Source organism: Salmonella sp. 32020114201800008SM, assembly GCF_017572025.1.
Lineage (GTDB): Bacteria > Pseudomonadota > Gammaproteobacteria > Enterobacterales > Enterobacteriaceae > Salmonella > Salmonella enterica.
Window position 1 is genome coordinate 367,342 of the sequence record NZ_JAGEQM010000004.1, and the last position, 25,103, is coordinate 392,444.

Below are 25,103 nucleotides of genomic sequence, written 5' to 3' on the forward strand. Positions count from 1 at the left end.
GGCCTGGTCCCTTAAGGAGAGGACGATGGTCGCGGTAAGAAGTGCACATATTAATAAAGCTGGTGAATTTGATCCGAAGAAGTGGATCGCAAGCCTGGGAATTTCCAGCCAGCAGTCGTGTGAGCGCTTAGCCGAAACCTGGGCGTATTGCCTGCAACAGACACAAGGACATCCGGATGCGGATCTGTTGCTGTGGCGTGGCGTGGAGATGGTAGAAATTCTTTCCACGCTGAGTATGGATATCGACACGCTGCGGGCGGCGCTACTGTTCCCTCTGGCCGATGCCAACGTAGTCAGCGAAGATGTACTGCGCGAAAGCGTTGGCAAATCTATCGTTACCCTGATTCATGGCGTGCGCGATATGGCGGCGATCCGTCAGCTAAACGCCACTCATAACGACTCTGTTTCTTCGGAGCAGGTTGATAACGTCCGTCGAATGTTATTGGCGATGGTGGATGATTTCCGCTGCGTGGTGATCAAACTGGCCGAGCGAATCGCTCATTTGCGCGAAGTGAAAGAGGCGCCGGAAGATGAGCGCGTGCTGGCGGCGAAAGAATGTACCAACATCTATGCGCCGCTCGCTAATCGTCTGGGCATCGGGCAACTGAAGTGGGAACTGGAAGACTACTGTTTCCGCTACCTGCATCCGGCGGAATACAAACGCATCGCCAAACTGCTGCATGAGCGCCGTCTCGATCGCGAACATTACATCGAAGAGTTTGTTGGACATCTGCGCGCCGAAATGAAAAACGAAGGCGTGCAGGCGGAAGTCTACGGACGACCAAAACATATTTATAGCATCTGGCGAAAAATGCAGAAAAAGCATCTGGCGTTTGATGAACTCTTTGACGTGCGCGCCGTGCGTATTGTCGCTGAACGTCTGCAAGACTGCTACGCCGCGTTGGGGATAGTGCATACGCACTATCGCCACCTGCCGGATGAATTTGATGATTATGTCGCTAACCCGAAACCGAACGGTTACCAGTCTATCCACACCGTGGTCCTGGGGCCGGGCGGTAAAACCGTTGAGATCCAGATCCGTACCAAACAGATGCATGAAGACGCCGAACTGGGCGTGGCGGCACACTGGAAGTATAAAGAAGGCGCCGCGTCCGGCGGCGTGCGTTCCGGTCATGAAGACAGAATTGCGTGGCTGCGTAAGCTGATCGCCTGGCAGGAAGAGATGGCCGACTCCGGCGAAATGCTGGATGAAGTGCGCAGCCAGGTGTTTGACGATCGGGTCTACGTTTTTACGCCAAAAGGCGACGTGGTTGACTTGCCTGCCGGATCTACGCCGCTCGATTTTGCTTACCACATCCACAGCGATGTCGGGCACCGCTGCATCGGCGCGAAAATTGGTGGGCGTATTGTGCCATTCACCTATCAGTTGCAGATGGGCGATCAGGTTGAAATTATCACTCAGAAGCAGCCGAATCCCAGCCGCGACTGGCTGAATCCAAACCTGGGCTATGTGACGACCAGCCGCGGACGCTCGAAAATTCACGCCTGGTTCCGCAAGCAGGATCGTGACAAAAATATCCAGGCTGGACGGCAGATCCTCGACGATGAGCTGGCGCATTTGGGGATTAGCCTGAAAGAGGCCGAGAAACATCTGCTGCCGCGCTACAACTTTAATGAGCTGGAAGAGTTGCTGGCGGCGATAGGCGGCGGCGATATCCGTCTTAATCAGATGGTGAATTTCCTGCAATCGCAGTTCAATAAGCCGAGTGCAGAGGAGCAGGATGCAGCGGCGCTGAAACAGCTTCAGCAAAAAACATACGCGCCGCAAAATCGTCGTAAAGACGACGGGCGCGTGGTGGTAGAAGGCGTGGGTAATTTGATGCACCACATCGCCCGCTGCTGCCAGCCGATTCCGGGGGATGAAATTGTCGGCTTCATTACTCAGGGGCGGGGGATTTCCGTGCACCGGGCCGACTGCGAACAGCTGGCGGAACTGCGCTCCCATGCGCCGGAGCGGATCGTAGAGGCGGTATGGGGTGAAAGCTATTCGGCGGGATATTCGCTGGTGGTGCGCGTCCAGGCCAACGATCGCAGCGGCTTGCTACGTGATATCACCACCATTCTGGCTAACGAAAAAGTCAACGTGCTGGGCGTCGCCAGCCGCAGCGACATTAAACAGCAGATCGCCACCATTGATATGACCATCGAGATCTACAATCTGCAGGTGCTGGGCCGCGTGCTCGGTAAGCTGAACCAGGTGCCGGATGTGATTGATGCACGGCGACTGCACGGGGGGTAAACCCCAGACACTAATAATGTAGCGGCTTTGCTACTCGTTCAGCAAAGCCGCATTAGCAACCCCATAAGCATGAGATATGGGGTATGTTTTTGACGTACATTTCATTTCCGGTGTACTCTTATGTAAGATTTATACTTACAGTGGAGGCTGTTATGGCCAGAACAATGACCGTTGATCTTGGCGATGAACTGCGCGAGTTTATTGAATCGCTCATAGAATCAGGTGATTACAGAACACAAAGTGAAGTGATCAGAGAGTCTCTTCGTCTGCTGAGGGAAAAACAGGCCGAGTCACGACTTCAGGCGTTACGTGAACTTCTGGCTGAAGGTCTGAACAGCGGAGAGCCGCAGGCCTGGGAAAAGGATGCCTTTTTACGGAAGGTCAAAACAGGGATGATCAAACCCGATGAGAACGGTAAAATTAACGCCAAAGGCCAGTGAAGATCTGGAAAATATCTGGCATTACGGCTGGCAGCATTTTGGCGAAATACAGGCCGATCGATATATTAATCATCTATCAGAAATATTCAGCATTATGAGTGCCAATAACATTGGCACGCCTCGACCTGAACTGGGTGAATACATTTATGCCTTACCGTTTGAAAGGCATATTATCTATTTTATACAATCAGTTACGGAAGTTATCGTGATACGTATTCTGAGCCAGAATCAGGATGCTGGTAAGCATGTAAATTGGTTATAGCCTTTTTATCTAAAAAACAAGTGTGAGAGAGCAGGGGGAATCAACAATATTACCAAGGAAAGTGACCTTCGCTGTGTTACTACCCGCGGCTTGAGCGCCGGAGACAATTCCCATAACTAAAGATGCAGTTACTGCCAGTTTACAAAAATGAGATGACTTCATCGTGTTATCCTTAATTAACGTGTTTTATGGCAGCATTTTGTACGCGTATACCAAGGGATATGCGGCATAGAGCCATGCTGCGGGCTTTGAGTAAAAAATAGGTCATAATAAAAATATTATATTTCTACATTTTTATGAGTATATTCTTATGAGCTGAATGATCGCATCTGCTCATAGAATATTATATGTAATACTTTCAATATATTTATTTCATGTATGTTCCAGAAAAAACAAAAAAGCGGTCTTTTTTGAATATTAAACTGGCGTGCATGCTACTCGTTTTTCCGTAAAAGTGAAATAATTTATTTTTTTTGAAAGGGAAGGCTCTTTGGGTGGGGTGCTTATAGTGTTTGCATGATTTTTTTACTTAATTGATGTTATTTATAACGTCTGGTGCAAATATCTGTTTTTTTAATAAATTAGTTATATGATTATTATATTGTTGTGTATCGATTAATAATTTTAAAGTTATACGGGAAAGGTAGCATTCAACACCTGTTAACAATATATTTTATTATATAGGCGTTGTCGTAGTGTCTCTGTGCGTGAATGGTTAAGAATAATACGTTACAATTGTCGCTAGTATTTACAACCGATTAAAAACCATGACAACTAACCATCAAATTGACCGTCTTCTCACCCTCATGCAGCGCCTGCGCGACCCGGAAAACGGCTGCCCGTGGGATAAAGAGCAGACCTTCGCCAGCATCGCGCCTTATACGCTGGAAGAAACCTATGAAGTACTGGATGCGATTGCGCGTGAGGATTTTGACGATTTGCGCGGCGAACTGGGCGACCTGTTGTTCCAGGTGGTGTTTTACGCGCAGATGGCGCAGGAAGAAGGCCGCTTCGATTTTAATGATATCTGCGCTGCCATCAGCGACAAGCTGGAGCGCCGCCATCCGCATGTTTTCGGCGAGCTTTCCGCGGATAATAGCGAAGAAGCATTAGTTCGCTGGGAGCAAATCAAAACGGAAGAGCGCGCGCAAAAAGCGCAGCATTCCGCGCTGGACGATATTCCGCGCAGCTTACCGGCCTTGATGCGCGCGCAAAAAATCCAGAAACGTTGCTCAAACGTGGGCTTTGACTGGACGACGCTGGGACCGGTCGTCGATAAGGTCTATGAAGAGATCGATGAGGTGATGTTCGAGGCGCGGCAGGCGGTTGTTGATCAGGCTAAACTGGAAGAGGAAATGGGCGATTTGCTCTTTGCCACGGTCAACATGGCGCGTCATTTAGGTACGAAAGCGGAGCTCGCTTTGCAAAAAGCGAACGATAAATTTGAACGTCGTTTTCGCGAAGTTGAACGTATTGTCGCAGCCAGAGGCCTGGAAATGACCGGGGTAGACCTGGAAACAATGGAAGAAGTTTGGCAGGAAGTAAAACGCCAGGAAATTGATCTCTAAAGGTTTTAGGCGGTCAAGAGCGATTTGTGTGATTTTTTAAATAACAAGCGCTTGATTTACGTCAAAAACATTTACCTCAAAGGGGCTATTTTCTCCCTCCCTGTGTGAATGTCAGCCTGACGAAGAGGAGGAATAATGAAAGTTTGTGGCGTAGGTCATGTTCGGGTATACTGCTTTCCCGTCCTGGTTATTCCATCGTCTTTTAAACCTAACTTCTCAGGTTCCGCATGACAACGAACTATATTTTTGTGACCGGCGGGGTCGTATCCTCTCTGGGTAAAGGCATTGCCGCAGCCTCCCTCGCAGCCATTCTGGAAGCCCGTGGTCTCAACGTGACCATCATGAAACTGGATCCGTACATCAACGTCGATCCGGGTACTATGAGCCCAATCCAACACGGGGAAGTGTTCGTTACTGAAGACGGCGCTGAAACCGACCTGGACCTGGGGCACTACGAGCGTTTCATCCGCACCAAGATGTCTCGCCGCAACAACTTCACGACTGGCCGCATCTACTCCGACGTTCTGCGTAAAGAACGCCGTGGCGACTATCTGGGCGCAACCGTACAGGTAATCCCTCACATCACTAACGCGATTAAAGAGCGCGTGCTGGAAGGTGGCGAAGGCCACGATGTGGTACTGGTGGAAATCGGCGGTACCGTCGGTGATATCGAATCGCTGCCGTTTCTTGAGGCGATTCGTCAATTGGCGGTAGATATCGGTCGTGAACACGCGCTGTTTATGCACCTGACGCTGGTACCTTACCTGGCGGCTGCGGGCGAAGTGAAAACTAAACCGACTCAGCACTCCGTGAAAGAGCTGCTGTCTATCGGTATTCAGCCCGATATTCTGATTTGTCGTTCCGATCGCGCGGTTCCTGCCAACGAGCGTGCAAAAATTGCATTGTTCTGTAATGTGCCGGAAAAAGCCGTTATTTCAATGAAAGATGTCGATTCCATTTATAAAATTCCAGGCCTGTTGAAATCTCAGGGGCTTGATGATTATATTTGTAAACGATTCAGCTTGAACTGTCCGGAAGCTAACCTGTCTGAATGGGAACAGGTCATTTACGAAGAAGCGAACCCGGCAGGCGAAGTGACTATCGGCATGGTCGGCAAATATATTGAACTGCCGGATGCCTATAAGTCGGTGATCGAAGCGCTGAAACACGGTGGTCTGAAAAACCGCGTTACCGTCAACATCAAATTGATCGATTCGCAAGATGTTGAAACGCGCGGCGTCGAAATTCTGAAAGATTTGGACGCTATCCTGATCCCCGGCGGCTTCGGCTATCGTGGCGTTGAAGGTAAAATCGCCACTGCGCGCTATGCGCGTGAAAACAATATTCCTTATCTGGGCATTTGCCTGGGGATGCAGGTTGCGTTGATTGAGTTCGCTCGTAACGTGGCCGGCATGGACAACGCCAACTCAACGGAATTTGTGCCAGACTGTAAGTACCCGGTTGTGGCGTTAATTACCGAGTGGCGCGATGAAGACGGTAACGTTGAAGTCCGTAGCGAGAAAAGCGATCTGGGCGGCACCATGCGCCTGGGCGCGCAGCAGTGCCAGCTTAGCGATGACAGTCTGGTACGTCAGTTGTACGGCGCGTCGACGATTGTTGAACGTCATCGCCATCGTTACGAAGTCAACAATATGTTGTTGAAACAAATTGAAGCAGCGGGTCTGCGTGTCGCAGGCCGTTCCGGTGATGATCAGTTAGTCGAGATCATTGAGGTACCGAATCATCCGTGGTTCGTGGCCTGTCAGTTCCATCCGGAATTTACTTCCACGCCGCGTGATGGACATCCGTTGTTCGCTGGCTTTGTTAAAGCCGCCAACGAGCATCAGAAACGTCAGGCGAAGTAAAAAAGTTAGAACGGCGGTGCACCCTCAGCGGTGCACCGTTTGTCTGAAGTTTTAGTTTAACTAGTGACTTGAGGAAAACCTAATGTCCAAAATCGTTAAAGTCATCGGTCGTGAAATCATCGACTCCCGTGGTAACCCGACTGTTGAAGCTGAAGTACACCTGGAAGGTGGTTTCGTAGGTATGGCGGCGGCTCCGTCAGGTGCTTCTACTGGTTCCCGCGAAGCGCTGGAACTGCGCGATGGCGACAAATCCCGTTTCCTGGGTAAAGGCGTAACCAAAGCTGTTGGCGCGGTTAACGGCCCGATCGCTCAGGCTATTCTTGGCAAAGACGCTAAAGACCAGGCTGGCATCGACAAAATCATGATCGACCTGGACGGTACTGAAAACAAATCTAACTTCGGTGCAAACGCCATTCTGGCTGTCTCTCTGGCTAACGCCAAAGCTGCTGCTGCCGCTAAAGGTATGCCGCTGTACGAGCACATTGCTGAACTGAATGGCACGCCGGGCAAATACTCCATGCCGGTTCCGATGATGAACATCATCAACGGCGGCGAGCACGCTGACAACAACGTCGACATCCAGGAATTCATGATCCAGCCGGTTGGCGCGAAAACGGTTAAAGAAGCCATCCGTATGGGTTCTGAAGTTTTCCATCACCTGGCAAAAGTGCTGAAAGGCAAAGGCATGAACACCGCTGTGGGTGACGAAGGCGGCTATGCGCCGAACCTGGGTTCCAACGCTGAAGCGCTGGCTGTTATCGCTGAAGCGGTTAAAGCGGCTGGTTACGAGCTGGGTAAAGACATCACCCTGGCGATGGACTGCGCAGCATCTGAATTCTACAAAGACGGTAAATACGTTCTGGCTGGCGAAGGCAACAAAGCGTTCACCTCCGAAGAATTCACCCACTTCCTGGAAGAACTGACCAAACAGTACCCGATCGTTTCCATCGAAGATGGTCTGGACGAGTCTGACTGGGACGGTTTTGCATACCAGACCAAAGTACTGGGCGACAAAATCCAGCTGGTTGGTGACGACCTGTTCGTAACCAACACCAAAATCCTGAAAGAAGGCATCGAGAAAGGCATCGCTAACTCCATCCTGATCAAATTCAACCAGATCGGTTCTCTGACCGAAACTCTGGCTGCAATCAAGATGGCGAAAGACGCTGGCTACACTGCTGTCATCTCTCACCGTTCTGGCGAAACTGAAGACGCTACCATCGCTGACCTGGCTGTTGGTACCGCTGCAGGCCAGATCAAAACCGGTTCTATGAGCCGTTCTGACCGCGTTGCTAAATACAACCAGCTGATTCGTATCGAAGAAGCTCTGGGCGAAAAAGCACCGTACAACGGTCGTAAAGAGATCAAAGGCCAGGCGTAATCCTGCTTTTACCTCTTAACGTATAAACCCGCTTCGGCGGGTTTTTTTGTATCTGTTCAATAGCGCAGCCGCTGTGCATGACCGGGCAGACGAAATCTGCAATAATTAACGATTATCCCCTTAACAGAGAACGCTATGCAGTACCCGATTAACGAGATGTTCCAGACCCTACAAGGCGAGGGTTACTTTACCGGCGTCCCCGCTATTTTTATTCGTTTACAGGGATGTCCGGTCGGCTGTGCCTGGTGCGATACCAAACACACCTGGGATAAACTTAGCGATCGGGAAGTGTCCCTGTACAGTATTCTTGCAAAAACCAAAGAGAGCGACAAATGGGGGGCTGCGAGCAGCGAAGATCTGCTGGCGGTGATTAATCGTCAGGGCTATACCGCGCGTCACGTTGTCATCACCGGTGGCGAACCCTGTATTCACGACCTCATGCCGCTCACCGATCTGCTTGAAAAGAGTGGTTTTAGTTGTCAGATTGAGACCAGCGGGACGCACGAAGTGCGCTGTACGCCTAACACCTGGGTCACGGTTTCACCAAAAGTGAATATGCGCGGAGGATATGACGTGCTTTCCCAGGCGCTGGAGCGCGCCAATGAAATCAAGCATCCCGTTGGGCGAGTTCGTGATATTGAGGCGCTGGATGAACTGTTAGCCACGTTGAGCGATGATAAACCGCGCGTGATTGCTTTGCAGCCAATTAGCCAGAAAGAAGACGCGACGCGTCTGTGTATTGAAACGTGTATTGCACGTAACTGGCGGCTGTCTATGCAAACGCATAAATATTTAAATATCGCCTGATGCATTACTAATCCTACAGACGGCCTGCCGATGCCGTCTGTGACTCATCCATTACCTTGCATTGTTTATTTTCTCTATGTGAATTTCGATGAGTGTATAAAAGCGCTGATAAATTTTTCCATAGCGATGCACGGATCACGCTATTTTGGTAAATTTAAAGAAAAAATCATTCTATGAACTTTTTTGCATCAAAATCAGCAAATTAGCTGTTCTTTAATAATTTAAATTGTTGCGATTATGTTGGTAGAATGTGGTGCTGATAAAAAGTAGTTTATAAACAATTATATCCGTTTAGTGTGTTCCCCGCGCCAGCGGGGATAAACCGTTGTCCTTTTTCATGTTGATGATGTCGCCCTCGTGTTCCCCGCGCCAGCGGGGATAAACCGGCCACTAACATTTTTGGAGTTGGCTCAACAGGGTGTTCCCCGCGCCAGCGGGGATAAACCGGTCACGAGGTCTGACGCGGATGTGATGAGTTAGTGTTCCCCGCGCCAGCGGGGATAGCCGTTGCATAATCATAATCTGTGTACCAGTAATGGCTGGTACAAACCTGTAAAGTAAAAAGGCCGCGTTTTCCCGGGGGAGGCTTTTCTACAGGAGAAGGCCATGGCGTTAAGGATCAGGGTATTGCTCGAAAATCATAAGGGAGCTGGAGCGGATAAATCGTTGAAGGCCCGGCCAGGATTAAGCCTGTTGGTCGAGGATGAGTCTACGTCTATCTTGTTCGATACCGGCCCTGATGGCAGTTTTATGCAAAACGCGTTGGCGATGGGGATCGACCTGTCCGATGTGTCTGCTGTGGTGCTTTCGCATGGTCATTACGATCATTGCGGCGGCGTGCCGTGGCTTCCTGATAACAGTCGAATCATCTGCCATCCCGATATTGCGCGCGAACGTTATGCGGCAATGACTTTTCTCGGTATTATCCGAAAAATAAAAAAATTGTCGTGTGAGGTGGACTATTCACGCTACCGAATGATGTACACGCGTGACCCCCTGCCGATTGGCGAAAACTTTATCTGGTCAGGGGAAATACCAGTGGTCGCGCCTGAAGCCTACGGCATTTTTGGCGGCCACGATGCGGAGCCGGACTCTATTTTGGATGAGGGCGTACTGATTTACCAATCGACAAAAGGATTAGTCATCATTACGGGATGCGGGCATCGGGGGATCGCAAATATTGTCCGGCACTGTCAGAACATTACCGGTATAAAGCGGATTTACGCGCTTGTCGGCGGATTTCATCTCCGCTGCGCATCACCGTTCACGCTGTGGCGAGTCAGGCGCTTTCTGCAAGAACACAAACCTGAAAAACTATGCGGTTGTCACTGTACAGGGGCCTGGGGGCGGTTGTGGCTACCGGAAATAACCGCACCTGCAACCGGTGATGTGCTGCGTTTTTAACACCGCGCTGGACAATGTTTTCACTGATAAAACGTCGTGTGGATGGGCTGGAATCAATTTGGCATCCAGCCCACGCGTTAATAAACCTTATTCGCCGCGATAGACGCAGCCGGCTGTACAGGTCTCTTTCACCATCACGGCGCTCAGTAGCGGCACGACGGGCTTAACCTGATCCCAAATCCATTTTGCCAGCACTTCGCTGGTGGGATTGGACAGCCCTGGAATATCATTCAGATAGTAGTGATCAAGACGATCGTAAGTCGGTTTAAACGCCGCTTTGAGATCCGCGAAATCCATAATCCAACCGGTATGCGGATCGACTTCACCGGTAATTTCGAGACGCACCATAAACGAGTGTCCGTGCAGGCGGCCGCACTTATGCCCTTCAGGCACGTGAGGCAGGCGGTGAGCGGCTTCAAAGGTGAAATCTTTATACAACGTGGTGGACATGATGAACTCTCAGGCAATAAAAAAACCGCCGTAGGGTACCGGAAAGCGCATTTTTTATCATTAACTAAAACCATTCTCCGCCTTGTGACGGGCAATTAATTTAAGAATTTCCAGAAAATTTAATAATTATCAATCAATTATAAAATCGATTTTGGCGTTAATAACGATAACTAAAACAGGTTAGTTCATTTGGTTATTTGTTATTTCCAACCCTTCTTTAATTGTTATTCCTCTCACCGTTACCCTTATCCTTAGTTTGGGATTTATCGCTTATACACTTCATCCTTCAAGCCGCATCTGTGTTGACTGCGTTTACTCGCCCCAGTCACGTATTTATGTACGCTCCTGGGGCGCGATCAGCTTACAGTCTGGCTACAGCGAACTTGAATGATTTTGTGTATAGATCCGCTTTGCTTACTGGAACATAACGACGCATGACGACACCGGCTCCACTGACTGGGTTGCTTCCGCTTAATCCGGAGCAACTGGCGCGCCTTCAGGCCGCGACAACCGACCTTACTCCCGAACAGCTTGCCTGGGTCTCCGGCTATTTTTGGGGCGTACTGAACCCGCGCTCAGGCGCTGTTGCCGTCACGCCTGTTCCTGAGCGGAAGATGCCGGGGGTTACGCTTATCTCCGCTTCGCAAACCGGCAATGCGCGTCGTGTGGCGGAAGCGCTGCGTGATGATCTGCTGGCGGCCAACCTTAATGTGACACTGGTGAACGCCGGCGACTACAAATTCAAACAGATTGCCAGTGAAAAACTGTTGGTGATAGTGACGTCCACCCAGGGAGAAGGCGAGCCGCCGGAAGAGGCCGTCGCGCTGCATAAATTCCTGTTCTCCAAAAAAGCGCCGAAACTGGAAAACACCGCTTTTGCCGTGTTTAGCCTCGGCGACACCTCTTATGAATTTTTCTGCCAGTCCGGAAAAGATTTCGACAGCAAACTGGCGGAACTGGGCGGTGAACGTCTGCTCGACCGTGTCGATGCTGACGTTGAATATCAGGCAGGTGCCAGCGAATGGCGCGCCCGCGTGGTTGATGTTCTGAAGTCTCGCGCACCTGTCGCGGCACCTTCGCAATCCGTCGCTACTGGCGCGGTAAACGACATCCACACCAGCCCCTATACTAAAGACGCGCCGCTGACCGCGACCCTCTCCGTGAATCAGAAAATCACCGGTCGCAACTCGGAAAAAGACGTTCGCCATATTGAGATTGATTTAGGCGACTCCGGTCTGCGTTACCAGCCGGGCGATGCGCTGGGCGTCTGGTATCAGAACGATCCGGATCTGGTGAAAGAGCTGGTTGAGTTGCTGTGGTTGAAAGGCGATGAGCCGGTGATGGTTGATGGTAAAACCCTGCCGCTCGCCGAAGCGCTGGAGTGGCACTTCGAGCTGACGGTGAATACCGCCAACATTGTTGAGAACTACGCGACCCTGACGCGCAGTGAGTCGCTGTTGCCATTAGTGGGCGACAAAGCGCAGCTCCAGCACTACGCCGCGACCACGCCCATTGTTGATATGGTGCGTTTCTCTCCGGCGCAGCTCGACGCTGAAGCATTAATCGGCCTGCTGCGTCCGCTGACGCCGCGTCTGTACTCCATCGCCTCCGCGCAGGCGGAAGTCGAAAGCGAAGTACACGTAACCGTCGGCGTCGTGCGCTACGATATTGAAGGCCGCGCCCGCGCGGGTGGTGCTTCCAGCTTCCTCGCCGACCGCGTGGAAGAAGAGGGCGAAGTGCGCGTCTTTATTGAACACAACGATAATTTCCGCCTGCCAGCGAATCCGCAGACTCCGGTGATTATGATTGGCCCAGGTACGGGTATCGCGCCGTTCCGCGCCTTTATGCAGCAACGCGCCGCCGACGGTGCGGAAGGCAAGAACTGGCTGTTCTTCGGTAACCCGCACTTCACCGAAGACTTCCTTTATCAGGTTGAATGGCAGCGTTACGTGAAAGAAGGCGTGCTGAACCGGATCGATCTGGCCTGGTCCCGCGATCAAAAAGAAAAAATCTACGTACAAGACAAACTGCGCGAACAGGGCGCGGAGCTGTGGCGCTGGATCAATGACGGTGCCCACATTTATGTCTGCGGCGACGCCAGGCGTATGGCCGCAGATGTCGAAAAAGCATTGCTGGAAGTGATCGCTGAATTCGGCGGTATGGACCTCGAATCGGCAGATGAATATTTAAGTGAGCTGCGCGTAGAGCGCCGTTATCAGCGAGATGTCTACTAATGAGCGAAAAACATCCAGGCCCACTGGTGGTCGAAGGTAAACTGTCCGATGCCGAGCGCATGAAGCTGGAAAGCAACTACCTGCGCGGTACCATTGCGGAAGATCTGAACGACGGTCTCACCGGCGGTTTTAAAGGCGACAACTTCCTGCTAATACGCTTTCACGGCATGTATCAGCAGGATGACCGCGATATTCGCGCCGAGCGTGCGGCGCAGAAGCTGGAGCCGCGCCACGCCATGCTGCTGCGCTGCCGTCTGCCGGGCGGGGTGATTACTACGACGCAATGGCAGGCGATCGATAAATTCGCGGCGGATAACACGATTTATGGCAGTATCCGTCTGACCAACCGCCAGACCTTCCAGTTTCACGGTATTCTGAAGAAGAACGTCAAGCCGGTGCACCAGATGCTGCATTCGGTCGGGCTGGATGCGCTGGCAACCGCTAACGACATGAACCGTAACGTGCTGTGCACCTCCAACCCGTACGAATCGCAGTTGCACGCGGAAGCCTACGAGTGGGCGAAGAAGATCTCCGAACATCTGCTGCCGCGCACCCGTGCGTATGCGGAGATCTGGCTCGATCAGGAGAAGGTCGCGACCACTGACGAAGAACCGATCCTCGGCGCAACCTATCTGCCGCGTAAATTTAAAACCACGGTGGTGATCCCGCCGCAAAATGATATCGATCTGCACGCCAACGACATGAACTTTGTGGCGATTGCCGAGAACGGCAAGCTGGTGGGCTTTAACCTGCTGGTTGGCGGCGGTCTGTCCATTGAGCACGGTAATAAGAAAACCTATGCTCGTACCGCGAGCGAGTTTGGATATCTACCGCTGGAGCATACGCTGGCGGTAGCCGAAGCGGTGGTGACGACCCAGCGTGACTGGGGCAACCGTACCGATCGTAAAAACGCGAAAACCAAATATACGCTTGAGCGCGTCGGTGTCGACACGTTCAAAGAAGAAGTCGAGCGTCGCGCGGGGATCAAATTTGAGCCGATCCGCCCGTATGAGTTTACCGGGCGTGGCGACAGGATTGGCTGGGTGAAAGGCATTGATGATAAATGGCACCTGACGCTGTTTATTGAGAACGGCCGTATCCTGGATTATCCGGGGCGTCCGCTGAAAACCGGCCTGCTGGAGATCGCGAAGATTCATCAGGGCGAGTTCCGTATCACCGCTAACCAGAACCTGATTATTGCCAGCGTGCCGGAAAGCCAGAAAGCGAAGATCGAGACGCTGGCGCGCGACCACGGGTTGATGAATGCCGTGAGCGCGCAGCGTGAAAACTCAATGGCCTGTGTATCGTTCCCGACCTGCCCGCTGGCAATGGCGGAAGCCGAGCGTTTCCTGCCGTCGTTCACGGACAAAGTGGAAGCGATTCTGGAAAAACACGGCATTCCTGATGAGCATATCGTGATGCGCGTGACCGGCTGCCCGAACGGCTGTGGTCGCGCGATGCTGGCGGAAATTGGCTTAGTAGGGAAAGCGCCTGGTCGTTATAACCTGCATCTTGGTGGAAACCGTATTGGGACACGTATCCCACGGATGTATCAAGAAAATATCACCGAGCCGGATATTCTGGCCTCGCTGGATGAACTGATTGGGCGCTGGGCGAAAGAGCGTGAAGCGGGTGAAGGCTTCGGCGACTTTACGGTGCGTGCGGGCATCATTCGCCCGGTGCTCGATCCCGCGCGTGATTTCTGGGAATAACCTGAATTGCCGGATGGCGTCTGTGTAGGCCTGATAAGCACAGCGCCATCAGGCAAGGCAAACAGTGAGGAACTTATGTCCCAACTCGATCTCAACGCATTGAATGAACTGCCAAAAGTCGATCGCGTACTGGCGTTGGCGGAAACCAACGCTCAACTGGAAACGCTGACTGCCGAAGAACGCGTGGCCTGGGCGCTGGAAAATCTGCCCGGCGAATACGTGCTCTCCTCAAGCTTTGGCATCCAGGCGGCGGTGAGCCTGCACCTGGTGAACCAGATTCGCCCGGATATTCCGGTGATCCTCACCGATACCGGCTATTTGTTCCCGGAAACCTACCAGTTTATTGATGAGCTAACGGACAAACTCAAACTCAACCTGAAAGTTTACCGCGCGGGCGAAAGTCCGGCCTGGCAGGAAGCGCGCTACGGCAAGCTGTGGGAGCAGGGCGTTGAGGGCATTGAGAAATACAATGACATCAACAAAGTCGAGCCGATGAACCGGGCGCTAAAAGAGCTGAAAGCGCAGACGTGGTTTGCGGGTCTGCGTCGCGAGCAGTCCGGCAGCCGCGCGCATTTACCCGTTCTCGCTATCCAGCGCGGCGTGTTTAAAGTGCTACCGATTATCGACTGGGATAATCGCACCGTTTACCAGTACCTGCAAAAGCATGGCCTGAAATACCATCCGCTGTGGGATCAGGGCTATCTGTCGGTGGGCGATACGCACACCACCCGCAAATGGGAGCCGGGTATGGCGGAAGAAGAGACACGCTTCTTCGGGCTGAAGCGCGAGTGCGGGCTGCATGAAGGGTAATTGTCCTTACGCGGTATGATTATACTTGCTGCTATGAAAAATCCGGCAGGCAGCCGGATTTTAAATTGGTTATATTACTGACTATCTTTATGTCAGTAATATATTACGACTGCACCCATCTTTACCAATGTGCAAAGAACGTTCATGGGTTAGATATAGTTTTTCAAGAATTACATCAATAAACATTTTTTTTGCATGATAGTCGTTATAATCCTGATTAAGTTTTTTTAAAAAACCAGAATTTGTTGGTTTAAACTCTGAAAACGGTGAATAGCTATGTAGTAAATAGGAGATGCACGGATGCATCATGCTAAAAGCGACTTCACCTTGTACCTCCTGATAACCTATTTTGCAAAACTGAGTCGTAGGCTCAAAGTTACCGGCATTAATACAGGCCAGCATTGATTTTTCATCTGCAGTAAGTGAGTCCTGCCATTCGACAAGCGGGTGGTCTGGAGCCTCTGCGGGACGCATCATCTCATAAACCGCCGTTTTGATTTGTGCATTTCCCGTCACTTCTTTTCGTAGAGTTGAAATCGACTCCTGAAGTAATTCCGGGTGCCAGGTCATCTTCGAACCAATCACCTCACATATTTGTAAAAATAATTGTCTCTCCTCTCTACTCATAGATTCTATCACTGCATCATCTGATATATTAAGGATGTCCTTAATATTGCTTTGGCTGATCACCGTGTCGCCGACCATAAGTAAAAATTGTGTCTGAGAAGCGTCCATCTTGATAGTAAACAGATCTTGATGAGCCGGGCAGGCCAGATGTTGTAGCCGTTTAAAGGCGTAAATTTTATTTATATCCTCTACGTTAACTTCCATCTCTCCAGGTTCACCACGGCCCTGCCCGTGAATGATGGAGTGTAACACTTCCAGCGCATGGTCCTTTTTTTCCGCTCTAAAATGATCCTGGACTTTATCCCAACCCCCCATATGGATTGCTTTTTCTTTATCTGCGCTTAACAGATGAGCAAGCCGACTTTCATTAAGCGTATAATTTTGATGATTACCGAAGCTTAAAGTGACTGGCATAATATTTTCCTTCAAATTTATATTATTCAATATCCGGAGTAAAATATATCGTTCAATTCTCTCTTTTTTATTAAACAGATAAAGTTTACTACAGGAGAGAATTTGAACGACATTATTAATACAGCACATTTATGGTTGGTAATCCTTTGTGGTGACGATAATTCAGACAAAAGGTAGATGATTCGCCGCAAATGGTCGTTTTTTTTAAATTTTGGTTTATGCAGAAGGCATTGGAGGAAGCCTCTTTGAGCGCTTCTTCCAGAAGAAAAAGGCGGAAAAATTTATAATAATTATTCGTGGGGTAAATATTTCTGAAGAATATATAAAATTGAGCGGGCATATTTAAATATAATCTCAGGAAGTGCAATTTTTGTGAGGTATATCAACAAAAAAGACCATTAAAAAGGCGTAGAGTGCTTTTATTATCCACATGCTGGAGTTTACGTGTCGATATATCACTATTGGGGAAAGTCTCGACGAGGAGAAACTGACGGCGGTGATGATTACCATTTGCTTTGCTGGCATTCTTTAGATGTTGCGGCTGTGGGTTACTGGATGGTGATAAATAATATTTATTTTATTGACCACTATCTAAAAAAATTAGGCATCCAGGATAAGGAGCAGGCGGCGCAATTTTTTGCCTGGATTTTATGTTGGCATGATATTGGAAAGTTTGCTCATTCCTTCCAGCAACTATACCGTCATGAGGCTTTAAATATCTTTAATGAGCCTACACGGCATTATGAAAAAATCGCGCATACCACGCTGGGATACATGTTGTGGAACTCCTGGCTAAGTGAATGCCCTGAATTGTTTCCTCCTTCTTCGCTTTCAGTTCGTAAAAGTAAGCGCGTTATGGCGCTTTGGATGCCAGTCACTACAGGTCATCATGGACGCCCTCCAGAGGCAATCCAGGAGCTGGACCATTTTCGCCAGCAGGATAAAGACGCGGCAAGAGATTTTCTTCTGAGAATAAAAGCGCTCTTTCCTTTAATTACTTTGCCTGAAGCCTGGGATGAAGATGAGGGTATCGACCAATTTCAGCAACTTTCCTGGTTTATTTCCGCTGCGGTTGTACTGGCTGACTGGACTGGTTCTGCCAGCCGTTATTTTCCGCGTACTGCGGAAAAAATGCCTGTTGATACCTACTGGCAGCAAGCTCTCGCTAAAGCACAAACTGCCATCACGCTATTTCCCTCAGCGGCGAATGTGTCTGCCTTTACGGGCATAGAAACGCTTTTCCCTTTTATTCAGCATCCCACACCGTTACAACAAAAGGCGCTTGAGCTGGATATCAACGTGGATGGCGCCCAACTCTTTATTCTTGAAGATGTCACCGGGGCCGGAAAAACAGAGGCGGCGCTCATATTAGCTCATCGACTGATGGCGGCAGGTAAAGCGCAGGGACTCTATTTTGGACTGCCGACAATGGCGACAGCCAACGCGATGTTTGAACGTATGGCGAACACCTGGCTGGCGCTGTATCAGCCGGACTCCCGTCCCAGCCTGATTCTGGCGCATAGCGCGCGTCGCTTAATGGATCGTTTCAATCAGTCAATATGGTCGGTCACTCTTTCTGGTACGGAAGAACCCGATGAAGCGCAGCCTTATAGTCAGGGATGCGCCGCCTGGTTTGCCGACAGCAATAAAAAAGCGTTGTTGGCGGAGGTTGGCGTAGGCACGTTGGATCAGGCGATGATGGCGGTAATGCCATTTAAACATAACAACCTGCGGTTACTGGGTCTTAGCAACAAGATCTTACTGGCTGATGAGATCCATGCCTGTGATGCCTGGATGTCCCGAATACTTGAAGGTTTGATCGAACGGCAGGCCAGTAATGGCAACGCCACTATTCTGTTATCTGCGACGCTATCGCAGCAGCAGCGAGATAAGCTGGTGGCGGCATTTTCCCGTGGGGTGAGGCGTAGTGTGCAGGTGCCGTTGCTAGGCCATGACGATTATCCCTGGCTGACTCAGGTCACACAAACAGAGCTGATTTCTCAGCGGGTTGATACACGCAAAGAGGTTGAGCGTTGCGTAGATATTGGCTGGCTACATAGTGAAGAGGCGTGTCTTGAACGTATAGGTGAAGCAGTGGAAAAAGGAAACTGTATCGCCTGGATACGTAACTCCGTTGATGATGCGATTCGTATCTATCGCCAGCTTCAACTGAGTAAGGTCGTCGCCACGGAAAACCTTTTACTCTTCCATAGTCGCTTTGCTTTTCACGATCGTCAGCGGATTGAGTCGCAGACGCTGAATCTCTTTGGCAAACAGAGCGGCGCGCAACGTGCCGGTAAGGTCATTATCGCCACGCAGGTAATCGAACAAAGTCTGGATATTGACTGCGATGAGATGATCTCTGATTTAGCGCCGGTGGATTTATTAATTCAGCGGGCCGGTCGACTACAGCGTCATATTCGCGATCGTAACGGTCTGGTGAAAAAGAGTGGGCAGGATGAGCGAGAGACGCCAGTGCTGCGCATTCTTGCTCCGGAGTGGGATGACGCGCCGCGAGAGAACTGGTTATCCAGCGCCATGCGTAACAGCGCCTATGTCTATCCCGATCATGGGCGCATGTGGCGTGTTCCCCGCGCTAGCGGGGATAAACCGCGACCTCATATAATGGCGGCGTGGCGATTGGGGTGTTCCCCGCGCTAGCGGGGATAAACCGACCGCGCGGGCCTGTTGATAGACCAGTATGGCGTGTTCCCCGCGCTAGCGGGGATAAACCGCAGGTCACTAAAATTTGTAGGGTTATCCACAGGTGTTCCCCGCGCTAGCGGGGATAAACCGCTGGGCGTTGAGTGCCGCGAAATGCACGAACGCGTGTTCCCCGCGCTAGCGGGGATAAACCGGCCTGCCTGTAATCGATGATCACCAGTGCCGAGTGTTCCCCGCGCTAGCGGGGATAAACCGCGGAGGCGCGTTACATCTTCCGCTTTGTCGCTGTGTTCCCCGCGCTAGCGGGGATAAACCGGCTCCCGTGCGTTTTTAAAGGGGGTTTAATAGGTGTTCCCCGCGCTAGCGGGGATAAACCGAAATGTTTACACCTTCAAATACAGGTGAGAAAGTGTTCCCCGCGCTAGCGGGGATAAACCGTAGGCGGCACTGCATATACGGTCCGTAAACTAGTGTTCCCCGCGCTAGCGGGGATAAACCGGCGAAAATTGCAGGAATCTACGCCAACGGATTGTGTTCCCCGCGCTAGCGGGGATAAACCCCCTCAACATACTCACCTCGCTGGGCTGCGAGCGTGTTCCCCGCGCTAGCGGGGATAAACCGCAGGCGATGATTGCGGGCGCGCTGCAAGCGGTGTGTTCCCCGCGCTAGCGGGGATAAACCGCCGGAGCCTGACCAGGATTTTTCCGCCGTGTACGTGTTCCCCGCGCTAGCGGGGATAAACCGTATAATTGGCGTCCATATATCTGGATATTTACGTGTTCCCCGCGCTAGCGGGGATAAACCGTTTAAATAGTGGGGTGATCCCGGTGAAAATCCGTGTTCCCCGCGCTAGCGGGGATAAACCGTCGTCACGCGACATGCTGGACAGTGTGTGTAAGTGTTCCCCGCGCTAGCGGGGATAAACCGTTATTGTTTTCATTTTTAAATATTGGATATATGTGTTCCCCGCGCTAGCGGGGATAAACCGAATTTGCTCCGGAAATAGATAAAGCGCAGAAAGTGTTCCCCGCGCTAGCGGGGATAAACCGTCTGCTGCTGATACCGTGGAAGTGGTGGCGCAGTGTTCCCCGCGCTAGCGGGGATAAACCGCATTTGTAGGAGCGATTGTTGTAGGACAGTGTGTGTTCCCCGCGCTAGCGGGGATAAACCGACACCGCCCCTAAATCAGCGCAGCCCGCACCAGTGTTCCCCGCGCTAGCGGGGATAAACCGTCGGCAGCTACTTCAGTGTTAGGCGGCATCCAGTGTTCCCCGCGCTAGCGGGGATAAACCGCCACGGCGCAGGAAATCTCCTTTGTAACAGGGGTGTTCCCCGCGCTAGCGGGGATAAACCGGTCTTATAAATTGGGCTGATAGTGCCGCTGATGTGTTCCCCGCGCCAGCGGGGATAAACCGTACCTGCCGCTACCGCGCTGGACTGCGCCGCCGTGTTCCCCGCGCCAGCGGGGATAAACCGTGTAATCTCTCTATTTATAATCTGTATTGTACGTGTTCCCCGCGCCAGCGGGGATAAACCGCAACTGGTGATACGGTTATGTCTCCGTATCGCAGTGTTCCCCGCGCCAGCGGGGATAAACCGGTGATCGAGTATTGCTCGTTGTCGGCGTGGGCGTGTTCCCCGCGCCAGCGGGGATAAACCGAGTAATCAACTCAATGCGCTCACAACGCAATGGTGTTCCCCGCGCCAGCGGGGATAAACCGCCAGATCGCGCAAATCGCTGCGAGTATTCAGGGTGTTCCCCGCGTCAGCGGGGATAAACCGTCCACGTCGCCCGCCATCAGGTTCGCCAGCTCGTGTTCCCCGCGCCAGCGGGGATAAACCGAGGGGCGTTCCGCAGTCGACAAGGGCTGAAAAATGTTCCCCGCGTCAGCGGGGATAAACACGTTTCACCAGCATATCAGGACGTTTTTTCCGCCTTCGCCAGCTCTTTTACCAACGGCAGCATTATCCGTACTACATCGCGGCTACGGCGCTCAATTCGCCCTGGCAGCGCCTTGTCAATATGCTGTTGATTATCAAGCCGTACGTCGTGCCAGCTATTGCCGTTCGGGAAGGAGGCATTTTTCACGCGTTGCTGGTATCCGTCTTTTTTACCCAGATTCCAGTTCGTCGCCTCAACAGAAAGCACCGATATTCCCGCTTTATCGAAAACCTCCGCATCATTACAGCAACCCGTTCCTTTGGGGTAGGATGGATTGCGTCCCGGATTGGTGTTGGCGGCGATACCATAACGGCGCGCAATCACTAATGCCCGATCGCGGGTCAGTGTACGCACCGCTTCCGGCGTATTTTTCCCGCTATTAAAATAGAGCTTGTCGCCAACAATCAGGTTATCGAGATTAATCACCAGCAGCGTATTTTTCTTCTCAGCGTCACTCATTCGTTTGAGTAAATTTTCCGCGCCTAGCTTTCCCTCTTCTTCCCCGCTGGTGGCGATAAAACGAATCCCATAATGGGTCGGTATATCTTTCAGGCGCGCCGCCAGTTCCAGCATAACGCCTAATCCCGCGGCATTATCATCCATTCCCTGTAACGTTAAACCGCCCAGATTGGCATCGACATCAGCGTCGCTCTGCGGAGCGTACGTATCCAGATGCGCCATAATGATGATCTGCTGCGGCACGCGCCCTTCATGGGCGGCGATGACCGTACTGCCCGTCACGTTATGCCAGTTTTTGCGATTATCCTTCGTGGTATAAATAAATCGGCTATTAAACGTTCGAATATCGCTTTGGTATCCCATCTGGGTAAATTGTTGGCGTAAATAATCGGCAGATAACATCTCGGCGGGGGAGCCCGTCATTCTCCCGGGAAAAAAGGTGGCGATATGTCGTGCCTGAGTATTCGCTATTTCACCAGGCTCTGGTGATGCTGCTTGTGCAGGAAGGATAAAGCCTACGCCGAGCGCCAGAATGACGGCAAAGCGGCGCGTTGCGGAAAACATAATGAGTCCTTAAATACAGAACAAAATTTTACGGGGCTAGTATGAAACCGCGATCGTGTTAATACAATTTCATTTGCTCCTAAATGCTGGCAATCCGGTACGTTAAGCATTTTTTGATATTGGTTTTTGGGCCGCGTTATTCCTTTGAGGAACTACTCATTCCAATTCGTCATTTCATTCACTCTCCTGCGCTCCCTATAGTCGTGTAATCGAAATGTTTAGCAAAAAACGGTATTGCAAAGGAACGGTTATGGATCAAAAACGACTCACCCACCTGCGGCAACTGGAGGCGGAAAGTATCCACATTATCCGTGAAGTGGCAGCGGAATTCGCTAATCCGGTCATGCTGTACTCCATTGGTAAAGACTCCAGCGTCATGCTGCATCTGGCGCGTAAGGCGTTTTATCCGGGTACGTTACCGTTCCCGCTATTGCACGTTGATACCGGTTGGAAATTCCGTGAGATGTACGCCTTTCGCGATCGTACCGCCAACGCATATGGCTGCGAGTTGCTGGTACATAAAAATCCGGAAGGCGTGGCGATGGGCATCAATCCGTTCGTTCACGGTAGCGCTAAACACACCGACATTATGAAAACCGAAGGGTTAAAGCAGGCGCTGAATAAGTACGGTTTTGATGCCGCGTTCGGCGGCGCACGGCGCGATGAGGAAAAATCCCGTGCGAAAGAACGTATTTACTCCTTTCGTGACCGTTTCCATCGCTGGGACCCGAAAAATCAGCGTCCAGAGTTGTGGCGTAACTATAACGGTCAGATTAATAAAGGCGAAAGTATACGCGTCTTCCCGCTCTCCAACTGGACAGAGCAGGATATCTGGCAATACATCTGGCTGGAAAACATCGACATCGTGCCGCTGTATTTGGCTGCTGAACGCCCGGTTCTGGAACGTGACGGCATGTTGATGATGGTGGATGACGATCGTATCGATCTCCAGCCTGGCGAAGTCATCAAAAAAAGGATGGTGCGCTTCCGTACACTTGGCTGTTGGCCGCTCACCGGGGCGGTGGAATCCCACGCGCAAACGCTGCCGGAAATTATCGAAGAGATGCTGGTTTCTACCACCAGCGAGCGCCAGGGGAGGATGATTGACCGCGATCAGGCGGGGTCGATGGAGCTTAAAAAACGTCAGGGGTATTTCTAAGGAGCCGCCATGAACACCATACTTGCACAACAAATCGCCAATGAAGGCGGCGTCGAAGCCTGGATGATGGCCCAACAACACAAAAGCCTGCTGCGTTTTTTAACCTGTGGCAGCGTTGATGACGGTAAAAGTACGTTGATAGGTCGTTTGCTGCACGATACCCTGCAAATTTATGAAGATCAGCTCTCTTCTCTGCATAATGACAGTAAACGTCATGGCACGCAGGGAGAAAAACTCGATCTGGCGCTGCTGGTAGATGGGCTACAGGCCGAGCGTGAGCAGGGCATTACTATTGACGTCGCGTACCGCTATTTCTCCACGGAAAAACGAAAATTTATTATCGCCGACACGCCGGGCCATGAACAATATACCCGGAATATGGCGACCGGAGCGTCCACCTGCGATCTGGCGATCCTACTGATCGACGCGCGTAAAGGCGTGCTGGATCAGACGCGTCGCCATAGCTTTATCTCCACTCTGTTGGGGATCAAACACCTGGTGGTGGCAATCAACAAAATGGATCTCGTTGACTACCGCGAAGAGACCTTCGCCCGTATTCGTGAAGATTACCTGACCTTTGCTGAACAGTTGCCGGGCGATCTGGATATTCGCTTTGTCCCGCTTTCGGCGCTGGAAGGGGATAATGTCGCCGCGCAGAGCGCGAATATGCGCTGGCACAGCGGTCCGACGCTGCTGGAAGTCCTGGAAACGGTAGACATACAGCGTGCGGTAGACCGTCAGCCGATGCGCTTTCCGGTACAATACGTCAATCGCCCGAATCTTGATTTTCGGGGGTATGCCGGCACTCTGGCGTCTGGTAGCGTCAAAGTCGGAGAGCGCATTAAAGTGCTGCCGTCCGGCGTGGAATCCAGCGTGGCGCGTATTGTCACTTTTGATGGCGACAAAGAAGAAGCCTGTGCGGGCGAAGCCATTACCCTGGTACTCAACGACGACATTGATATTAGCCGCGGCGATCTGCTGCTGGCGGCAAACGAGACGCTGGCACCTGCGCGGCACGCTGCGATCGACGTGGTATGGATGGCGGAACAGCCGCTGGCGCCGGGCCAAAGCTACGATGTTAAACTTGCGGGTAAGAAAACCCGCGCGCGTATCGAGGCTATTCGCTATCAGATTGATATCAACAATCTGACCCAACGAGACGTCGAGAGCCTGCCGTTAAACGGTATTGGTCTGGTGGAGATGACATTCGATGAGCCGCTCGCGCTGGATATTTATCAGCAAAATCCGGTGACGGGCGGACTGATTTTTATCGACCGACTTTCTAACGTTACCGTGGGCGCTGGCATGGTGCGGGAACTGGATGAACGCGGAGCGACGCCGCCCGTGGAATACAGTGCGTTTGAGCTGGAGCTGAATGCGCTGGTACGCCGTCATTTTCCGCACTGGGACGCCCGAGATTTGCTGGGAGATAAACATGGCGCTGCATGATGAGAACGTGGTCTGGCACTCTCATCCCGTTACTGTCGCCGCCCGTGAACAGCTCCACGGCCACCGTGGCGTGGTGCTGTGGTTTACCGGACTCTCCGGTTCGGGAAAGTCAACGGTGGCCGGCGCGCTGGAAGAGGCGTTACATCAGCGTGGCGTCAGTACCTACCTGTTGGATGGCGATAATGTGCGCCACGGTTTGTGCCGTGATTTAGGTTTTAGCGATGCCGATCGCCAGGAAAATATTCGGCGGGTAGGCGAAGTGGCCAGTCTGATGGCGGACGCCGGCCTGATTGTTTTGACGGCATTTATTTCTCCGCACCGCGCCGAGCGGCAACTGGTAAAAGAGCGCGTCGGCCACGATCGTTTTATCGAGATTTATGTCAATACGCCGCTGGCTATCTGTGAACAGCGCGATCCTAAAGGGTTGTATAAAAAAGCGCGCGCGGGCGAGTTGCGTAACTTTACCGGCATCGACGCCATTTACGAAGCGCCTGACTCGCCCCAGGTTCATCTTAATGGTGAACAATTAGTAACAAATTTGGTTTCCCAATTATTAGACCTGCTGAGACGGCGCGATATTATCAGATCCTGAGACACCACCGGGCTTGTATGCCTGGTATGGTCAAGGTTAC

Annotated in this window: 17 protein-coding genes, 2 pseudogenes and 2 CRISPR repeat arrays; of the genes and pseudogenes, 15 read left to right on the forward strand and 4 right to left on the reverse strand. The window is 51.6% G+C overall.

Annotation, left to right across the window (positions count from 1 at the left end):
• Positions 1-25 precede the first annotated feature (25 nt).
• The 3 genes from relA to J4613_RS14010 all read left to right on the forward strand — a co-directional run bounded on the left by relA (position 26) and on the right by J4613_RS14010 (position 2,962).
• Entirely contained in the window at positions 26-2,260 is a 2,235-nt protein-coding gene (gene relA, locus J4613_RS14000; protein WP_000226842.1) for a GTP diphosphokinase, read from the forward strand.
• An 83-nt stretch (positions 2,261-2,343) separates the two neighbouring features.
• Positions 2,344-2,700 carry a type II toxin-antitoxin system ParD family antitoxin gene (locus tag J4613_RS14005; RefSeq protein WP_000480218.1) on the forward strand — a complete coding sequence of 119 codons (357 nt, stop codon included), beginning with the start codon at positions 2,344-2,346 and terminating at the stop codon, positions 2,698-2,700.
• Positions 2,666-2,962: a type II toxin-antitoxin system RelE/ParE family toxin gene (locus J4613_RS14010; RefSeq protein ID WP_001261201.1), complete on the forward strand. Its 297-nt coding sequence runs from the start codon at positions 2,666-2,668 to the stop codon at positions 2,960-2,962. The genes J4613_RS14005 and J4613_RS14010 overlap by 35 nt, the downstream gene beginning before the upstream one ends.
• 18 nt (positions 2,963-2,980) lie before the next feature.
• Here J4613_RS14010 and J4613_RS22710 read toward each other — a convergent pair.
• Positions 2,981-3,124 (reverse strand): annotated as a pseudogene (locus J4613_RS22710) (fimbrial protein SteA); the annotation flags it as partial.
• 605 nt (positions 3,125-3,729) lie between these two features.
• On the opposite strand from J4613_RS22710, the gene mazG reads away from it, so the two are divergent.
• From mazG to J4613_RS14035, 5 genes are all read left to right on the forward strand, one after another.
• Positions 3,730-4,530, forward strand: coding sequence for a nucleoside triphosphate pyrophosphohydrolase (mazG, locus tag J4613_RS14015; protein WP_000210451.1), 801 nt, complete (start codon positions 3,730-3,732; stop codon positions 4,528-4,530).
• Between the two features lie 227 nt (positions 4,531-4,757).
• The gene (pyrG, locus tag J4613_RS14020; RefSeq protein ID WP_000210863.1) at positions 4,758-6,395 is read left to right on the forward strand and encodes a CTP synthase (glutamine hydrolyzing); all 1,638 of its coding nucleotides are present in this window, start codon (positions 4,758-4,760) and stop codon (positions 6,393-6,395) included.
• A gap of 82 nt (positions 6,396-6,477) precedes the next feature.
• A complete protein-coding gene (gene eno, locus J4613_RS14025) occupies positions 6,478-7,776 on the forward strand; it encodes a phosphopyruvate hydratase (protein WP_000036734.1) in 1,299 nt (432 codons plus the stop codon).
• 135 nt (positions 7,777-7,911) lie between these two features.
• Complete coding sequence (queE, locus tag J4613_RS14030; RefSeq protein ID WP_001199963.1) at positions 7,912-8,583, forward strand: 7-carboxy-7-deazaguanine synthase QueE; 672 nt, start codon at positions 7,912-7,914, stop codon at positions 8,581-8,583.
• Positions 8,584-8,879: 296 nt separating this feature from the next.
• Positions 8,880-9,091: direct repeats of the CRISPR family, unit length 29 nt; unit sequence GTGTTCCCCGCGCCAGCGGGGATAAACCG.
• A 98-nt stretch (positions 9,092-9,189) separates the two neighbouring features.
• The gene (locus J4613_RS14035) at positions 9,190-9,987 is read left to right on the forward strand and encodes an MBL fold metallo-hydrolase (protein ID WP_111742248.1); all 798 of its coding nucleotides are present in this window, start codon (positions 9,190-9,192) and stop codon (positions 9,985-9,987) included.
• Positions 9,988-10,074: 87 nt separating this feature from the next.
• On the opposite strand, the gene queD is transcribed toward J4613_RS14035, so the two are convergent.
• Positions 10,075-10,437, reverse strand: a complete 363-nt coding sequence (queD, locus tag J4613_RS14040; RefSeq protein WP_000108313.1) for a 6-carboxytetrahydropterin synthase QueD — start codon at positions 10,435-10,437, stop codon at positions 10,075-10,077.
• 434 nt (positions 10,438-10,871) lie between these two features.
• Here queD and cysJ point away from each other — a divergent pair, with 434 nt between their 5' ends.
• From cysJ to cysH, 3 genes are all read left to right on the forward strand, one after another.
• A complete protein-coding gene (gene cysJ / locus J4613_RS14045; protein WP_111742249.1) occupies positions 10,872-12,671 on the forward strand; it encodes an NADPH-dependent assimilatory sulfite reductase flavoprotein subunit in 1,800 nt (599 codons plus the stop codon).
• Positions 12,671-14,383 (forward strand): assimilatory sulfite reductase (NADPH) hemoprotein subunit, encoded by a 1,713-nt coding sequence (gene cysI, locus J4613_RS14050; protein ID WP_001290655.1) that lies wholly within the window; start codon positions 12,671-12,673, stop codon positions 14,381-14,383. The genes cysJ and cysI overlap by 1 nt, the downstream gene beginning before the upstream one ends.
• 75 nt (positions 14,384-14,458) lie before the next feature.
• On the forward strand, positions 14,459-15,193 hold the full coding sequence (gene cysH, locus J4613_RS14055; protein ID WP_001645986.1) for a phosphoadenosine phosphosulfate reductase: 735 nt from the start codon (positions 14,459-14,461) through the stop codon (positions 15,191-15,193).
• An 87-nt stretch (positions 15,194-15,280) separates the two neighbouring features.
• Here cysH and sopD read toward each other — a convergent pair whose 3' ends face one another.
• On the reverse strand, positions 15,281-16,234 hold the full coding sequence (gene sopD / locus J4613_RS14060; RefSeq protein ID WP_001145543.1) for an SPI-1 type III secretion system effector SopD: 954 nt from the start codon (positions 16,232-16,234) through the stop codon (positions 15,281-15,283).
• A 444-nt stretch (positions 16,235-16,678) separates the two neighbouring features.
• Between sopD and cas3 the strand changes: the two are divergent.
• Positions 16,679-18,817: pseudogene (gene cas3, locus J4613_RS14065) on the forward strand (CRISPR-associated helicase Cas3'); the annotation flags it as partial.
• A gap of 1 nt (position 18,818) precedes the next feature.
• Positions 18,819-20,802: direct repeats of the CRISPR family, unit length 29 nt; unit sequence GTGTTCCCCGCGCTAGCGGGGATAAACCG.
• A 14-nt stretch (positions 20,803-20,816) separates the two neighbouring features.
• Here cas3 and J4613_RS14070 read toward each other — a convergent pair.
• Positions 20,817-21,863, reverse strand: coding sequence for an aminopeptidase (locus J4613_RS14070; RefSeq protein ID WP_001748706.1), 1,047 nt, complete (start codon positions 21,861-21,863; stop codon positions 20,817-20,819).
• Positions 21,864-22,113: 250 nt separating this feature from the next.
• Here J4613_RS14070 and cysD point away from each other — a divergent pair, with 250 nt between their 5' ends.
• Genes cysD through cysC form a run of 3 tightly spaced genes read left to right on the forward strand, consistent with a single transcriptional unit; the run spans position 22,114 to position 25,063 of the window.
• On the forward strand, positions 22,114-23,022 hold the full coding sequence (gene cysD / locus J4613_RS14075) for a sulfate adenylyltransferase subunit CysD (protein ID WP_000372384.1): 909 nt from the start codon (positions 22,114-22,116) through the stop codon (positions 23,020-23,022).
• A gap of 9 nt (positions 23,023-23,031) precedes the next feature.
• A complete protein-coding gene (cysN, locus tag J4613_RS14080; RefSeq protein ID WP_001092268.1) occupies positions 23,032-24,471 on the forward strand; it encodes a sulfate adenylyltransferase subunit CysN in 1,440 nt (479 codons plus the stop codon).
• The gene (cysC, locus tag J4613_RS14085; RefSeq protein WP_001173663.1) at positions 24,458-25,063 is read left to right on the forward strand and encodes an adenylyl-sulfate kinase; all 606 of its coding nucleotides are present in this window, start codon (positions 24,458-24,460) and stop codon (positions 25,061-25,063) included. The genes cysN and cysC overlap by 14 nt, the downstream gene beginning before the upstream one ends.
• The last annotated feature ends 40 nt before the right edge of the window (positions 25,064-25,103 follow it).

What these genes read in the sequence shown, in the direction of transcription:
- cysD (WP_000372384.1), top strand. Translation starts at nt 22,114, where the DNA reads ATGGATCAAAAACGACTCACCCACCTGCGGCAACTGGAGGCGGAAAGT.
- queE (WP_001199963.1), top strand. Translation starts at nt 7,912, where the DNA reads ATGCAGTACCCGATTAACGAGATGTTCCAGACCCTACAAGGCGAGGGT.
- mazG (WP_000210451.1), top strand. Translation starts at nt 3,730, where the DNA reads ATGACAACTAACCATCAAATTGACCGTCTTCTCACCCTCATGCAGCGC.
- eno (WP_000036734.1), top strand. Translation starts at nt 6,478, where the DNA reads ATGTCCAAAATCGTTAAAGTCATCGGTCGTGAAATCATCGACTCCCGT.
- J4613_RS14010 (WP_001261201.1), top strand. Translation starts at nt 2,666, where the DNA reads ATGAGAACGGTAAAATTAACGCCAAAGGCCAGTGAAGATCTGGAAAAT.
- J4613_RS14035 (WP_111742248.1), top strand. Translation starts at nt 9,190, where the DNA reads ATGGCGTTAAGGATCAGGGTATTGCTCGAAAATCATAAGGGAGCTGGA.
- queD (WP_000108313.1), bottom strand. Translation starts at nt 10,437, where the DNA reads ATGTCCACCACGTTGTATAAAGATTTCACCTTTGAAGCCGCTCACCGC.
- cysC (WP_001173663.1), top strand. Translation starts at nt 24,458, where the DNA reads ATGGCGCTGCATGATGAGAACGTGGTCTGGCACTCTCATCCCGTTACT.
- cysI (WP_001290655.1), top strand. Translation starts at nt 12,671, where the DNA reads ATGAGCGAAAAACATCCAGGCCCACTGGTGGTCGAAGGTAAACTGTCC.
- cysN (WP_001092268.1), top strand. Translation starts at nt 23,032, where the DNA reads ATGAACACCATACTTGCACAACAAATCGCCAATGAAGGCGGCGTCGAA.
- pyrG (WP_000210863.1), top strand. Translation starts at nt 4,758, where the DNA reads ATGACAACGAACTATATTTTTGTGACCGGCGGGGTCGTATCCTCTCTG.
- sopD (WP_001145543.1), bottom strand. Translation starts at nt 16,234, where the DNA reads ATGCCAGTCACTTTAAGCTTCGGTAATCATCAAAATTATACGCTTAAT.
- J4613_RS14005 (WP_000480218.1), top strand. Translation starts at nt 2,344, where the DNA reads ATGTTTTTGACGTACATTTCATTTCCGGTGTACTCTTATGTAAGATTT.
- relA (WP_000226842.1), top strand. Translation starts at nt 26, where the DNA reads ATGGTCGCGGTAAGAAGTGCACATATTAATAAAGCTGGTGAATTTGAT.
- cysJ (WP_111742249.1), top strand. Translation starts at nt 10,872, where the DNA reads ATGACGACACCGGCTCCACTGACTGGGTTGCTTCCGCTTAATCCGGAG.
- cysH (WP_001645986.1), top strand. Translation starts at nt 14,459, where the DNA reads ATGTCCCAACTCGATCTCAACGCATTGAATGAACTGCCAAAAGTCGAT.
- J4613_RS14070 (WP_001748706.1), bottom strand. Translation starts at nt 21,863, where the DNA reads ATGTTTTCCGCAACGCGCCGCTTTGCCGTCATTCTGGCGCTCGGCGTA.